The following is a 12,124-nucleotide window of genomic DNA, read 5'->3' on the forward strand; positions in this document are numbered from 1 at the left end:
ACACAGATCACCCTCCGCAAACGGATCACCACGATGTCTCATCCTGACCATTCCCCCATCGAACTGGCCGTCATCGGCGGCAGTGGTCTGTACAACTTTCCCGGTCTGGAAAACGTTTCACGCCACAGCGTGGGCACGCCCTTCGGCCCCACTTCCGGCGACGTGGTGGCCGGTGAATTCGCGGGCAAGCGCATCGCCTTCCTCGCGCGTCACGGCGAGAGCCACAGCCTGCCGCCGCATCGGGTCAATTACCGCGCAAACATGTGGGCGTTGCATGGCTTGGGCGCGCGCCGGGTGATTGGCGTCAATGCCGTCGGCGGCATTCGCGCCGACATGGGGCCGCGGGCGATCGTGGTGCCGGACCAACTGATCGACTACACCCATGGCCGCTACACCAGCTTCTGCGACGTGGACGGTGCCGAGGTCAAGCACATCGACTTCAGCGAGCCCTACACCGAATCACTGCGCCGGCAATTGCTGGCGGCAGGCAGCGAGGCCCACATCGGGCTGATCGACGGCGGCTGCTACGGCGCCACCCAGGGGCCGCGGCTGGAGACCCGAGCAGAAATCGCGCGCATGAAGCGCGATGGCTGCGATCTGGTCGGCATGACCGGCATGCCCGAGGCGGTGCTGGCGCGCGAACTGGAACTGGACTACGCCTGTCTGGCACTGGTCGCCAACTTTGCGGCTGGCTGTGGCGACGAGGCGGAAATCAGCATCGAGGAGATTTTTGCCCACCTGGCAGCGGCCACCGCCGAGGTACCGCGCATTCTGGCCGAACTGCTGAAAGCCTGAACTGGGTCACCGGAGATGTTGTACCCGCATGACAAATTCGTATTGCAATGCGCCTTCACCTCTTGCTATTTTGCCCGCGGTCAGGGCGACGAACCGGGGGGATCAGTCGCGCGAAAACCTGGCGCAATCACTCCATGTATCCAGAGGTTCTCGCAATGAGTTTCGGTACGGTCAAATGGTTCAATGATGCCAAGGGGTTCGGGTTCATCGCACCCGAGGATGGCAGTGCGGACGTATTCGTCCATTTTTCGGCGATCAACACCAAGGGCTTCCGCAGCCTGCAGGAAGGCCAGCGCGTACAGTTCGAAGTGACCCAGGGGCCGAAGGGTGCCCAGGCATCGGCGGTTGAAGCTGCCTGATCTGTCCGGTAAACGTTGCACGGCAAGACTGAAACCCCGCATCCTGTGCGGGGTTTTTTGCTTTCCTGAGCCGGAGAAGGGCATGACTGATCGCAGGCGTTTCCTCCAAGCCTCCCTGTGGGGAGTTTCCGCGTCGATGCTTGGCTGGGGCGGCAAGCTTGCTGCCACCACGATGACCCATGGCGCGAAAGCCTCCGGCGCGCGAGTGGTCTCGACCTGGGATTTCGGCATTGCCGCCAATCAGGCGGCTTGGGCCATCCTCGGCAAGGGCGGGCATGCGCTCGACGCGGTGGAAGCCGGCGTGCAGGTGCCCGAGTCCGACCTGAAAAATCATAGCGTCGGCAAAGGCGGCTATCCCGATCGCGACGGCCACGTCAGTCTCGACGCCAGCATCATGGACGCCGATGGCAATTGCGGTGCCGTGGCAGCCATCGAGCACATCGAACATCCGATCTCGGTCGCGCGCCGGGTGATGGAACGCACGCCGCACGTGCTGCTGGTTGGCGAGGGCGCGTTGCAGTTCGCGCTGGAGCAAGGCTTCAAGAAGCAGAACCTGCTCACCCGGGAAGCCGAAAAGGCCTGGCACGAGTGGCAGAAGACGGCGCACTACCAGCCAGCCATCAACAGCGAAGTGCGCGACTACGGCCGCACGGGTCTGCCGGGCGGCGAACACAACCACGACACCATCGGCATGCTGGCGCTGGACGCGCAGGGCCGCTTGGCCGGCGCCTGCACGACCAGCGGCATGGCGTGGAAAATGCGCGGACGGGTCGGCGACAGCCCGATCATCGGCGCCGGCTTGTACGTCGATGGGGAGATCGGTGGCGCCACCTCCACCGGTGTCGGCGAAGAAGTGATTCGCAACGCCGGCAGCTTTCTGGTGGTCGAGCTGATGCGTCAAGGCCGTACCCCGCACGAGGCGTGCAAGGAGGCGGTAATGCGCATCGTTAGGAAGCGCCGCGAGGCTTCAAAGACCCTGCAAGTCGGCTTCCTCGCGATGAACCGCGCCGGCGAAGTCGGCGCGTACGCGATCCAGCATGGCTTTGCCTACGCGGTGTGTGATGCAAGGAAGCAGGACGCCCTGGTTCCGTCGCAAAGCGTCTACACCACGAGCTACTCGTGATACTGGAAATCGCCGCCAACTCGGTGGCCTCCGCACTGGCCGCCCAGCAAGGCGGAGCAGGGCGCGTTGAACTGTGCTCGGCATTGGAACTGGGGGGGCTGACGCCGTCGCACGCGCAGATCGCACTGGCCCGCGAGCATCTGAGCATTCCGCTGTACGTACTGATCCGCCCACGCGCCGGCGACTTCCTCTACAGCGACCTCGAGTGCGAAACCATGCGGCGCGACATCGAAGCCTGCGCAGCAGCCGGTTGCGATGGCGTGGTACTCGGTGTGCTCGATGTCGAGGGCGAGGTGGACATGTCGCGCTGTCGCGCGCTGCGGGCTGCCGCAGGCAACATGGGAATCACCTTCCATCGCGCCTTCGACATGGTTCGCCGCCCGTCGCAGGCGCTGGAGAGTTTGATCGAACTGGGTTGCGAGCGGGTGTTGACTTCGGGTGGCGCAGCAACGGCAGTCGACGGGGCCGCGCAGATCCGGGCGCTGGTAATTCAAGCTGCGGATCGCATCGAGGTGATGCCGGGCGCCGGCATTACGGCGCACAACATCGCGGAACTGGCCATGCGCACTGCAGCGCATCAATTCCACGCGTCAGCGAAGCACAGGCTGCAATCACGCATGCAGCACCGGCATCCGCACCTGGATGACATGCAGCAGGGCGAGCTGCGCAGTGAGGTGCGCGCCGTGCAGGCCATGGTCATGGCCCTGCAGCCGGCAGGTTGATCAGCCGCCACGGCTGGCTGCGTCAAGCGGAACCAGGCCACCCGGCGTGATTGCCACAATCCGCTCGCCTGACTGTGCGCGTGTTTCATGCAGCCCGGTCAACGCGCCGAACGAGGGAAGCAGTCCCGACATGGCGGCAAAGCGGAACGCCGGTACGCGATGGCGTCGCCAGCCGTCGGTCAGGGTGATCGCCGGATGCACGTGTCCAGCCAGCACGTAGCTGCCCGGAACCACGCCTGGCGCATGGCGCAGCAGAAAGGGTGGCCGAGCCAGGTCATCGCCGACAATGTCAAAACCCAGCTGGCGCGCATCGAAATGCCGGTCATGGTTACCGGCGATCAGGCTCATGCCGATCGCTGCGTGGCGTTGGCGCCATGCGGCGACCATGCTGATCCACGGTGCGTCCACAGGCGCCGTCCCATGCACCAGATCACCGAGCACGACGAGTTCGGCCGGTTGGTAGTGCGCAATCAGCGCGTCCAGCCGCGCCAGGTCGCTCGAAGTCTGGCCAGTGGGAAGGTTGATGCCGGCACGGCGCAATACCGACCCCTTGCCGAAATGCACGTCGGCAAGCAGCAGGGATTTGGCACGCGGCCAGTACACGGCACGCTCGCTGTGCAGTTCCAGCCGTTCGCCGGCAACCGTCAAGCGCAGCTCGTTCATCGGGTGGCCGCCTTTTCCAGTGTGGCCAGCATGCGTTCGACCCTGCTCTTCCAGTCATCGGCGTGCACGCCACCTCGCAGGCGTTCCACCCATAGCGGAAAAGCGAGCGGGCTCAGCCGCGGCGTCTGCACCCACAACAGGCGATTGCGCGCGCAGCGGATCAGGCAGTCGCGCAGACGGCCGTAATCCAGTTGCTGATCGAGTACCTCGCGCTCGGCCTGCCACAGCAGCGGATGGCCAGGATCATGTTGGCGCAGCACGTCGAACAGCAATCCGCTGGATACCTGCAACTGGCGCAGCGTCTTGCCGCTGCCGGGGTAGCCGTTGAACACCAGTCCGGCCACCCGCGCCACTTCGCGGAACTGACGTCGGGTCAGTTCGGTGAGGTTGATGCTGGCGCGGATGTCCCGACGCAAATGCCACGGATGCAACAGCTGGTGCATCACGTCAGCGTCCAGCGGCGGCAGCTTGCGCGCGGTGATCGCCAGGCCGTAATCGTTGATCGCGTAACCGTAATCGGCCTTGGCCAACCGTGACAGGCGATAGCCGAGCACGGCGGCCAGTCCTTCGTGAGCCAGCCGGCCGGCGAATGGATAGACGAAAAGATAGTCACCTTCGCGCGTGTGGCAGCGCTCGACCAGCAGCTCGTCGTCGGCCGGCACGCGCGACTGCTGGCGCTGGATCGCCAGCAGCGGCCGCAGCGCCTTCATTTCTGCCTCCGGCGCGTCGCCATCGGCCAGTATGCGTCGCAGTTCGGCCGAGAGCTCGCCGGACAGCGGCATGCGCCCGCCCATCCAGCGCGGCACACCGCCCTGGCGGTTCGACGCCTTTCGCACGAACGCGGTCATGTCGCGCACGCGTACCAGTTCCAGGTTGCGGCCGGCAAACAGGAAGCGGTCGCCGGGGCGCAAGCGCGACACGAAGCTTTCTTCCACCGCGCCCAGGCGCGCGCCCTTCAGGTAGCGCACCTGCACGCTGCCGTCAGCCGTAATGGTGCCGATGGACAGCCGGTGCAGCCGGGCAACACGCCTGCTTTCCACGTGGTAGCGGCCAGTTTCGTCGCACTGCAGCTTGTGATATTCCGGATAGCCTGCCAAGGCAGTGCCGCCGCGTTGAAGGTAGTCGAGTACGGCGTCGAACTGGGCTCGCGGCAGTTGGGCGTAAGCGCGGGTGCTGCCGATCTCCGCGTAGGCCTGGTCGGCTTCAAAGCCGCCGCCCAGCGCGCGTGTCATCAGGTGCTGGGCCAGCACATCAAGGCAGCCGCGCAGCGGTCGGCGTGGTTCCAGATGATGCCTTGCCAATGCACGGCGGGCAGCCGCGATTTCGGCGAGCTCCAGCAAATGCGTCGGCACGCACAGGATCTTCGATGGCAGTCCGGGTGCATGGCCGCTGCGACCGGCGCGTTGCAGCAGTCGCGCCACACCCTTGGGGCTGCCGATCTGGATGACCCGGTCCACGCTGGAAAAATCCACGCCCAGATCCAGGCTGGAGGTGGCCACCACGCAGCGCAACGTGCCCTGGCGCAAGCTTTCCTCGGTGGCAAAGCGCAGCTTGGGATCGATCGAACCGTGATGGATGGCCAGAGTTTCCGGCGCTTCCGGCCACACCGAAGAAAGCGCCTCGTGCCACAACTCCGCCTGCGAGCGGGTGTTGGCGAACACCAGCGCCGAGCGCACCTCGAGGACCGCCTTCAACACCCGCGCCAATTGCTTCAAGCCCAGATGACCCGCCCAGGGGAAACGTTCGCCGTCGTCGGGCAGAGCGGTCTGGATCTGCACCTTCTTGTTGGCGCCGCCGCCGATCAGCACGCCTTCGCCTGCCAGCGTGTCCAGCGCTTCTTCCAGATTGCCGAGCGTTGCGGACAAGCCCCAGACGCGCACTGCCGGCTGCAGTGTGCGCAGGCGCGACAGGCCCAGTTGCAGCAAAGTGCCGCGCTTGTTGCCGATCAGCTCATGCCATTCGTCCACCACCACCCCGCGCAAGTGCTTGAACCGATCGGCCGCGTCGGGATAGCTGAGCAGCAGCGCCAGACTCTCCGGCGTGGTCACCAGCAACTCGCAGTCACCGCGACGCAGCTTGGCGCGTTCGCTGCTGGTGCTGTCGCCGGTGCGGCGCAGCACGCGCCACGGCAGTTCCATCGCTTCCACGGCCGTGGTGAGGTGTTGCGCAGTGTCGGTGGCCAGCGAGCGCAGCGGGGTGATCCACAGCAATTGCAGGCCGCGCTGGGGCCGAAGCATCGCGTCAATCAGGGGGCCACCGACGGCGGCCAGGGTTTTGCCCGTGCCGGTAGGGGCGTGGATCAATCCGTTCCGGCCGTCCGCCCATGCGCGCCATGCCGCGCGCTGGAACGCGGCGGGCTTGCGTTCGAGCGTGGCAAACCACGCCCGCAGGCGGGCCTCAGCCCGACGCCAGGCGGCGGAGGTCGTCGAGCTTGTCGGCATCGCCGATGCCCTTGTCGGTGCGCCAGCGCACGATGCGCGGAAAGCGCACGGCCACGCCGGATTTGTGGCGGCCGGAAAGCTGCACCGCCTCGAACGCCAGTTCGAACACATGCACTGCTTCCACCGCGCGCACCGGGCCGAAGCGTTCGGTGGTATGCGCGCGTATCCAGCGGTCGAGCTTGCCGATTTCCTTGTCGTCGAGCCCTGAGTAGGCCTTGGCCACGGTTACCAGCGCGTCGCCATCCCATACGCCGAAGCTGTAGTCGGTGAACAGCCCGCTGCGCCGACCGTGGCCGGGCTGCGCGTACAGCAGCACCGCGTCGATCGTGTGCGGGTCGACTTTCCACTTCCACCAGTCGCCGCGCTTGCGGCCTACGCGGTACGGCGAATCCAACCGCTTCAGCATCAGGCCTTCGGTTTGCCGCTCACGCGACTGCTCTCGCTCGCGGGCCAGCGCGGCCCATGAGGCGGCCTCGATCGACGGCGACATCATCAAGGCGGAATCGGTGCCTTCCAGCAGCCTGGCGAGCAGCGCGCGGCGCTCGTGCAGTGGCCGCTCACGCAGATCCGCACCCTCGTGTTCCAGCACGTCGTACGCCATGAAACGCACCGGTGCATCCGCCAGCAGTTTCGGCCCGGGTTTCAGCTTGGCGATGCGCTTTTGCAGCGCGGTGAATACCAACGGCAGCTTCGATGCGGTGTCCCAGGCCAGTATTTCGCCATCCAGTACGGCCTGGCCGGGCAGTGAGAGCGCGGCGCGTTCGATCTCGGGGAAACGGCCGTCCAGACGTTCCTCGCCACGCGACCACAGGCCGACGGCGTCGCCCCTGCGCATCAGTTGGGCGCGGATACCGTCCCACTTCCACTCGGCCAGCCATTCGGCGGGCTCACCCAGCGTATCCACCTCGTGTTCCAGCGGCGAGGCCAGAAAGAAAGGATAAGGGCGGTCAGCCAGATGTTCGTCATCTGCCACGGGCGCGGCCAGCGCGGCCAAGGCCTCCGCCGAGGGTCGCCACTCGCCACTCATGCGGTGCGCGATCAGATCGGTCGGCTGTGCGGACCATTGCGCCAAGGCCTGTACCACCAGTTTGTGCGATACGCCCACGCGCAGCGAGCCGGTTATCAGCTTGTTGAGCAGAAATACCTCAGCCGGCAACAAAGCCAACCACCAGGCCCGCAGCCGTTCCACGCGTGCATCGCTTTCCAGCCTGCCCAGATCGGGCAAGCGTTCTTCCATCCAGCTCTGCAGCGGCACGGCGGACAACCTGCCATCGCCCGGTGGCAGCATCAACGCAATCGTCTCGGCCAAGTCACCCACCTGCTCGTAGCATTCGTCGATCAGCCAGTCGGCATAACCGGTCGCTTCCGCCAGCGCCTGACGCAGCTCGCCGGATCTGGCCAGACGTCGCAACTTGCCACCGCCCAGCACATAGACCGCCCACGCGGCATCCGATGGCGGCGCTTCACGCAGGTAGGTCGCGATCGCCTCGCGCTTGGCCGAGGTGGAGGTGGTGCGATCCAGCTCGGCATACAGGGCGGCGAAGCGGCGCATCAGCCGTCGCTCTCGGCGTCGATCCCGCGCAACACGCGCAGCGACAGTGCGTCGTGGCCTTGCTCGCGCAGGTAGCGGATCAACGTTTCGCCGTCACCGTGGGTGACATAGATGCGGCTGGCCTGGCTGTCGCGCACGCTGCGCAGCAGCCCCGGCCAGTCGGCGTGGTCGGACACCACGAAGCCGCGGTCATAGCCGCGGCGGCGACGGTTGCCGCGGATCTGCATCCAGCCCGACGCAAAGCCGGTCGATGCCTTGGCAAAGCGCTTCATCCATGGCGACCCGGCAGCGGACGGCGGCGCCATGATCAGCTCACCGGCAAAGTCGCGACCGTGTGCCGACTCGCTCACCGGCGCGGTCGGCACCATCGCCACGCCGGCCTCGCGATAGCTTTCCACCAGCCGCAGCATCGCGCCATGCAGATGCACCGTGCGGTCGGTTCGCTTGGCCAGTTCTGCCAAAATGCGCTGCGCCTTGCCCAGGGCGTAGCAGAACAACACCGCCGACACCTTGCGCCGGGCGCAGTCATCCCACCACGCCAGCAACTCGTCGATCACCTGATCCATCGGCGGCCAGCGATATACCGGCAGGCCGAAGGTGGATTCGGTGACAAACACATCGCACGGAACCGGCTCGAACGGCACGCAGGTGGGGTCGGGGTCGCGCTTGTAGTCGCCGGACACCACCACTACCCGATCGGCGTGCTCCATCCGCACTTGGGCGGAGCCGAGCACGTGCCCGGCCGGGTGCAGCGATACGGTCACCTCTCCCATCGTGAAACGTTTGCCGTAGGCATGCGCATCGATCATCGCATCCGCGCCCAGGCGCTCGCGCATCAAGCCCAGGCCAGCTTCCGTCACTTGGTACCGCGCGCTGCCCGAGCGGGCATGGTCGCCGTGTGCATGTGTCACCACCGCGCGCGACACCGGCAGCATCGGGTCGATGAAGAAGTCCCCGGCGGGGCAGTAGAGGCCTTCCGGCCGGGGTTCGAGCAGGGGGTCGGACATCCGTGCAAGCTACGGACGCGGGCGTCAAAGCCACGACAAGACAACCGCCTGCGCCGCCGTTCTTACCCTACGGAAGCGCATGGATGTCACGCATGGCTAAAATGACGGATTGCCGAACCGTCGCAGGAGCCACCGAGTGATCATCAAGCCCAAAGTCCGCGGATTCATCTGTGTCACCGCCCACCCGGTGGGTTGCGAGCGCAACGTGCTCGAGCAGATCGAGATCACCAAGGCCACCAAACACGAAGGCCGCGGCCCGAAGCGCGTGCTGGTGATCGGCGCCTCCACCGGCTACGGCCTGGCATCGCGCATCACCGCCGCGTTCGGTTACGGCGCGGCCACGCTGGGCGTGTTCTTCGAAAAGCCCAGCAGCCCCGACAAGACCGGCACCGCAGGCTGGTACAACGCCGCCGCGTTTGACAAGGCGGCCAAGCAGGCCGGCCTGATCGCCAAGTCGATCAACGGCGACGCGTTCTCGCATGAAACCCGTGCCAGGGCGATCGAGATCATCAAGAACGATCTCGGCGGCCCGATCGACCTGGTCGTCTATTCGCTGGCCTCGCCGGTGCGCAAGATGCCCGACACTGGCGAGCTGGTGCGCTCGGCGCTGAAGACCATCGGCGAGCCGTTCCACAACACCTCGGTGGACACCAACAAGGACACGGTGATCGAGGCCACCGTGGAGCCGGCCACCGAACAGGAAATCAAGGACACCGTCACCGTGATGGGCGGCGAAGACTGGGCGCTGTGGATCGACGCGCTGAGCGCCGCCGGCGTGCTGGCCGACCACGCCAAGACCATCGCCTACAGCTACATCGGCACCGAAATCACTTGGCCAATGTACTGGCACGGCACCTTGGGCCAGGCCAAGCAGCACCTGGACAACACCGCCAAGGCACTGCGCAGCCGCCATCCCGGCCTGGAAGCCTACGTCGGCGTGATGAAGTCCGTGGTCACCCAGGCCAGTGCCGCTATCCCGGTGATTCCGCTCTACGTGTCCATCGCCTTCAAGATCATGAAAGAGAAGGGCATCCACGAAAACCCGATCGAGCAGGCCAATCGCCTGTTCCAGGACCGGTTGTATCGCGCGGATGACGCCGCCCCGGCGCTGGATGACGAAGGACGCGTGCGGCTGGACGACTGGGAGCTGCGCGATGACGTGCAGATTCCCTGCCAGACGATCTGGCCTGCGGTGACCACCGAGAATCTGCGCGAGATCACCGATTACGCCGGCTACAAGCACGAATTCCTCAAGCTGTTCGGCTTTGATCGGGCGGACGTGGATTACGAGGCGGAGGTTGATGCAGATCGACGGTTTGATTGTCTGGAGGGGTGAGGGACCCCGCTGTTCGCCAGCATGCATGAAAAAAAGCAGCCGCTTTATGGGTATGCGCCAATGACCCACATGCGTTATTGGGGTTCTACCCCGTTTTCGTAGACAGTTGAGTTAAGGCCGTAAAGGCTTGGTCCCGCGTGTCGATTCTGCGTTGCATTCGGGGATTGTGGAAGCGTTCGATGTAATCAAAAACGTCTGCTCGTGCATCAGCCAATACCCTTTTCGCGGCACGGTTCAATTCAGGCATCAGGCGGCACAACAACCAGGATTTCGACGCATGGGACACGAGCAGCCAACACCATCGCTTCACGGTTCCTGCCATTGCGGAGCGGTTCGCCTCACTCTTCCATTTGCACCGGACGAGGCCACAAGTTGCAACTGCTCGTTATGCCGTCGGTCCGGCGGCATTTGGGCGTATTACGAGCTGGGCACCGTGCTTGTTCAAGGTCATCCCGAGAACACGGAAGACTACGTCTGGGGTGACCGGATGCTGAGGAACCTGCGTTGCAAGACCTGCGGCATGGTCACTCACTGGGAGCCACTGGATCCCACGGCTGGTGCTCGGCACGGGGTGAACCTGCGCAACTTCGAGCCGAAGCTCCTCGAGTCAGTGGTTGTCAGGCGCTTTGATGGGGCAGATACGTGGACATTTCTTGATTGAACACTCGCCGTGTCGTGCGGCCTGAAAGTTCGGTCAAGGCCGATGGCATCGCCGCCGCTCATCCTGGCACCAAGCCTTCAATGGACGTCCATCAATTCCGAACAAGCCGGTTCGGTCGCTGACGCACAGCTGCAGCCATCGCGAGCTCATCAGGCTGCTACGGCGCAAGCGGCAGTCGAGTTTGTCGCCTTTCGGCCCGTCAATCAGGGCGGGCAGTACTGGCCGTTACCGCCGGCTTTGACGGCTTCGGTTTGGCCGGCGTGTATTGCGCCGATACCAGCTTCCAGCCATCCGGTGTGCGGGTTGCCGTCATGCCGACGCTCAAGGTCATGGAGTGGCCGGGCAGGGCGTAGCTGATGATGGTGGTGATCACGGCGATATCGCCGTTCGTGCGGGTCTGGAATTCACCCAATGCCACCGGCGGCGGCGAGTCTGGCTTTTGCTCTGCCGTGTAGAAAGACAGCACGCGGTCGTGCTCATCGATCTCACCACGTGGGCTGATCTCCACGAAGCCGGGCATGATCACGTTCGCCAGCGCTGCCTGGTCGAACCCCTTTTCGGCGGCCAGATATTGCCGGGCCGCTGCTTCGGGGGTGGCAGCGGAGTCGGCCAGAGCCGGGCGAAGGGCCACGCTTGATGCCACGGTGGTCAGACACATGAACAACAGTTTGCGGAATTGCATGGCGCCTCCGTCGAGTGGTGCGGCAAGAGCCTGATGCTATTCAGCTGTTTTCAACATCACATGGGCCGAAAGTCGGCCTTGCACGACTTAGCTTGCCGAGACCATCGGCAAGGTCGCGGCTTTTCACCGGTCGGTATCGCTGCATCACTTGTACACGCGGGCAGCGGCACACTCGAGTTCCGAATTCCAGAATGCCTTGCCATGTCCGACAGCCACCGAGAGCCCCAAGCCGCGCCGAACCACGCGCGCAAGCCGCGCCGCAGTGGGTGGATCAGTGTCATCGCGGTGTACAAGGCCGCCAAGACCATCGGACTGATCCTGGTGGCGATCGCGGCGTTTCACCTGGATCGATCGGAGCACTTCGAGCAGCTGGTGCATTGGCTGGAGCAGTTGTCGCTGAGCGACAGCAACGGTCTGCGCTGGAAACTGGTGGACAAGCTGCAGACGATGGGGCCGAGCAAATTCGTGGCGATTGGCGTGATCGCGCTGGCCTATGCGGCGGTATTCGCGACGGAAGGCATCGGATTGGGGTTGCAGAAATATTGGGCTGAATGGTTCACGGTGATCGCCACCGGGTCGCTGGTGCCGCTGGAAATCTATGAGGCCGTGCACCGTTTCAGCTGGTTCAAACTTGGCGCGCTGATCGCCAACATCGCGATCGTGGTGTATCTGGTACGTGTCGCTCTGCGGTCACGCGCCTCGCGTTCAGTCGAGTGATCGGCGTACTCGTCGTGTGGATTGGCGAAGACCGGGGCCGCGCGGGGTTCTTCCGGGGCGGCCCTG

Annotated in this window: 12 protein-coding genes and 1 pseudogene; 7 read left to right on the top strand and 6 right to left on the bottom strand. The window is 64.8% G+C overall.

The genetic code is table 11. The features are described from left to right. Positions 1-33 precede the first annotated feature (33 nt). The 4 genes from ACVWWQ_RS00810 to ACVWWQ_RS00825 all read left to right on the top strand — a co-directional run bounded on the left by ACVWWQ_RS00810 (position 34) and on the right by ACVWWQ_RS00825 (position 2,999). Positions 34-795 carry an S-methyl-5'-thioinosine phosphorylase gene (locus ACVWWQ_RS00810; RefSeq protein ID WP_099652324.1) on the top strand — a complete coding sequence of 254 codons (762 nt, stop codon included), beginning with the start codon at positions 34-36 and terminating at the stop codon, positions 793-795. A 155-nt stretch (positions 796-950) separates the two neighbouring features. After that, on the top strand, positions 951-1,154 hold the full coding sequence (locus ACVWWQ_RS00815; RefSeq protein ID WP_007805352.1) for a cold-shock protein: 204 nt from the start codon (positions 951-953) through the stop codon (positions 1,152-1,154). A 136-nt stretch (positions 1,155-1,290) separates the two neighbouring features. Further along, positions 1,291-2,277 carry a N(4)-(beta-N-acetylglucosaminyl)-L-asparaginase gene (locus ACVWWQ_RS00820; RefSeq protein ID WP_457383331.1) on the top strand — a complete coding sequence of 329 codons (987 nt, stop codon included), beginning with the start codon at positions 1,291-1,293 and terminating at the stop codon, positions 2,275-2,277. After that, complete coding sequence (locus tag ACVWWQ_RS00825) at positions 2,274-2,999, top strand: copper homeostasis protein CutC (protein ID WP_133950660.1); 726 nt, start codon at positions 2,274-2,276, stop codon at positions 2,997-2,999. The genes ACVWWQ_RS00820 and ACVWWQ_RS00825 overlap by 4 nt, the downstream gene beginning before the upstream one ends. On the opposite strand, the gene pdeM is transcribed toward ACVWWQ_RS00825, so the two are convergent. The 4 genes from pdeM to ACVWWQ_RS00845 are packed head-to-tail and all read right to left on the bottom strand — an operon-like array spanning position 3,000 to position 8,662. After that, complete coding sequence (gene pdeM, locus ACVWWQ_RS00830; protein WP_133950658.1) at positions 3,000-3,662, bottom strand: ligase-associated DNA damage response endonuclease PdeM; 663 nt, start codon at positions 3,660-3,662, stop codon at positions 3,000-3,002. Further along, the gene (locus ACVWWQ_RS00835) at positions 3,659-6,103 is read right to left on the bottom strand and encodes a ligase-associated DNA damage response DEXH box helicase (protein WP_133950656.1); all 2,445 of its coding nucleotides are present in this window, start codon (positions 6,101-6,103) and stop codon (positions 3,659-3,661) included. Before ACVWWQ_RS00835 ends, pdeM begins: the two co-directional genes overlap by 4 nt. Then, on the bottom strand, positions 6,060-7,655 hold the full coding sequence (locus tag ACVWWQ_RS00840) for an ATP-dependent DNA ligase (RefSeq protein ID WP_133950654.1): 1,596 nt from the start codon (positions 7,653-7,655) through the stop codon (positions 6,060-6,062). Before ACVWWQ_RS00840 ends, ACVWWQ_RS00835 begins: the two co-directional genes overlap by 44 nt. After that, positions 7,655-8,662: a ligase-associated DNA damage response exonuclease gene (locus ACVWWQ_RS00845; RefSeq protein WP_133950652.1), complete on the bottom strand. Its 1,008-nt coding sequence runs from the start codon at positions 8,660-8,662 to the stop codon at positions 7,655-7,657. Before ACVWWQ_RS00845 ends, ACVWWQ_RS00840 begins: the two co-directional genes overlap by 1 nt. A 136-nt stretch (positions 8,663-8,798) precedes the next feature. Between ACVWWQ_RS00845 and fabV the strand changes: the two genes are divergently transcribed. After that, on the top strand, positions 8,799-9,998 hold the full coding sequence (gene fabV, locus ACVWWQ_RS00850) for an enoyl-ACP reductase FabV (protein ID WP_133950650.1): 1,200 nt from the start codon (positions 8,799-8,801) through the stop codon (positions 9,996-9,998). A gap of 85 nt (positions 9,999-10,083) precedes the next feature. Here fabV and ACVWWQ_RS00855 read toward each other — a convergent pair. Then, positions 10,084-10,203: pseudogene (locus tag ACVWWQ_RS00855) on the bottom strand (IS3 family transposase); the annotation flags it as partial. 72 nt (positions 10,204-10,275) lie between these two features. Between ACVWWQ_RS00855 and ACVWWQ_RS00860 the strand changes: the two are divergent. Continuing rightward, positions 10,276-10,659 (top strand): GFA family protein, encoded by a 384-nt coding sequence (locus ACVWWQ_RS00860; protein WP_133950648.1) that lies wholly within the window; start codon positions 10,276-10,278, stop codon positions 10,657-10,659. 199 nt (positions 10,660-10,858) lie between these two features. Here the strand turns inward: ACVWWQ_RS00860 and ACVWWQ_RS00865 are convergent, their stop codons facing one another. Continuing rightward, positions 10,859-11,341 carry a nuclear transport factor 2 family protein gene (locus tag ACVWWQ_RS00865; protein WP_133950646.1) on the bottom strand — a complete coding sequence of 161 codons (483 nt, stop codon included), beginning with the start codon at positions 11,339-11,341 and terminating at the stop codon, positions 10,859-10,861. Positions 11,342-11,542: 201 nt separating this feature from the next. Here ACVWWQ_RS00865 and ACVWWQ_RS00870 point away from each other — a divergent pair, with 201 nt between their 5' ends. Beyond that, positions 11,543-12,058, top strand: a complete 516-nt coding sequence (locus tag ACVWWQ_RS00870; RefSeq protein ID WP_133950644.1) for a DUF2127 domain-containing protein — start codon at positions 11,543-11,545, stop codon at positions 12,056-12,058. Positions 12,059-12,124 lie beyond the last annotated feature (66 nt).

The sequence above is a fragment of the Rhodanobacter sp. TND4EL1 genome (assembly GCF_054061035.1).

Excerpts from the sequence above, each read along its gene's own strand:
- ACVWWQ_RS00815 (WP_007805352.1), top strand. The coding sequence starts at position 951 with ATGAGTTTCGGTACGGTCAAATGGTTCAATGATGCCAAGGGGTTCGGG.
- ACVWWQ_RS00835 (WP_133950656.1), bottom strand. The coding sequence starts at position 6,103 with ATGCCGACAAGCTCGACGACCTCCGCCGCCTGGCGTCGGGCTGAGGCC.
- ACVWWQ_RS00840 (WP_133950654.1), bottom strand. The coding sequence starts at position 7,655 with ATGCGCCGCTTCGCCGCCCTGTATGCCGAGCTGGATCGCACCACCTCC.
- ACVWWQ_RS00810 (WP_099652324.1), top strand. The coding sequence starts at position 34 with ATGTCTCATCCTGACCATTCCCCCATCGAACTGGCCGTCATCGGCGGC.
- ACVWWQ_RS00820 (WP_457383331.1), top strand. The coding sequence starts at position 1,291 with ATGCTTGGCTGGGGCGGCAAGCTTGCTGCCACCACGATGACCCATGGC.
- ACVWWQ_RS00860 (WP_133950648.1), top strand. The coding sequence starts at position 10,276 with ATGGGACACGAGCAGCCAACACCATCGCTTCACGGTTCCTGCCATTGC.
- ACVWWQ_RS00845 (WP_133950652.1), bottom strand. The coding sequence starts at position 8,662 with ATGTCCGACCCCCTGCTCGAACCCCGGCCGGAAGGCCTCTACTGCCCC.
- ACVWWQ_RS00865 (WP_133950646.1), bottom strand. The coding sequence starts at position 11,341 with ATGCAATTCCGCAAACTGTTGTTCATGTGTCTGACCACCGTGGCATCA.
- ACVWWQ_RS00870 (WP_133950644.1), top strand. The coding sequence starts at position 11,543 with ATGTCCGACAGCCACCGAGAGCCCCAAGCCGCGCCGAACCACGCGCGC.
- pdeM (WP_133950658.1), bottom strand. The coding sequence starts at position 3,662 with ATGAACGAGCTGCGCTTGACGGTTGCCGGCGAACGGCTGGAACTGCAC.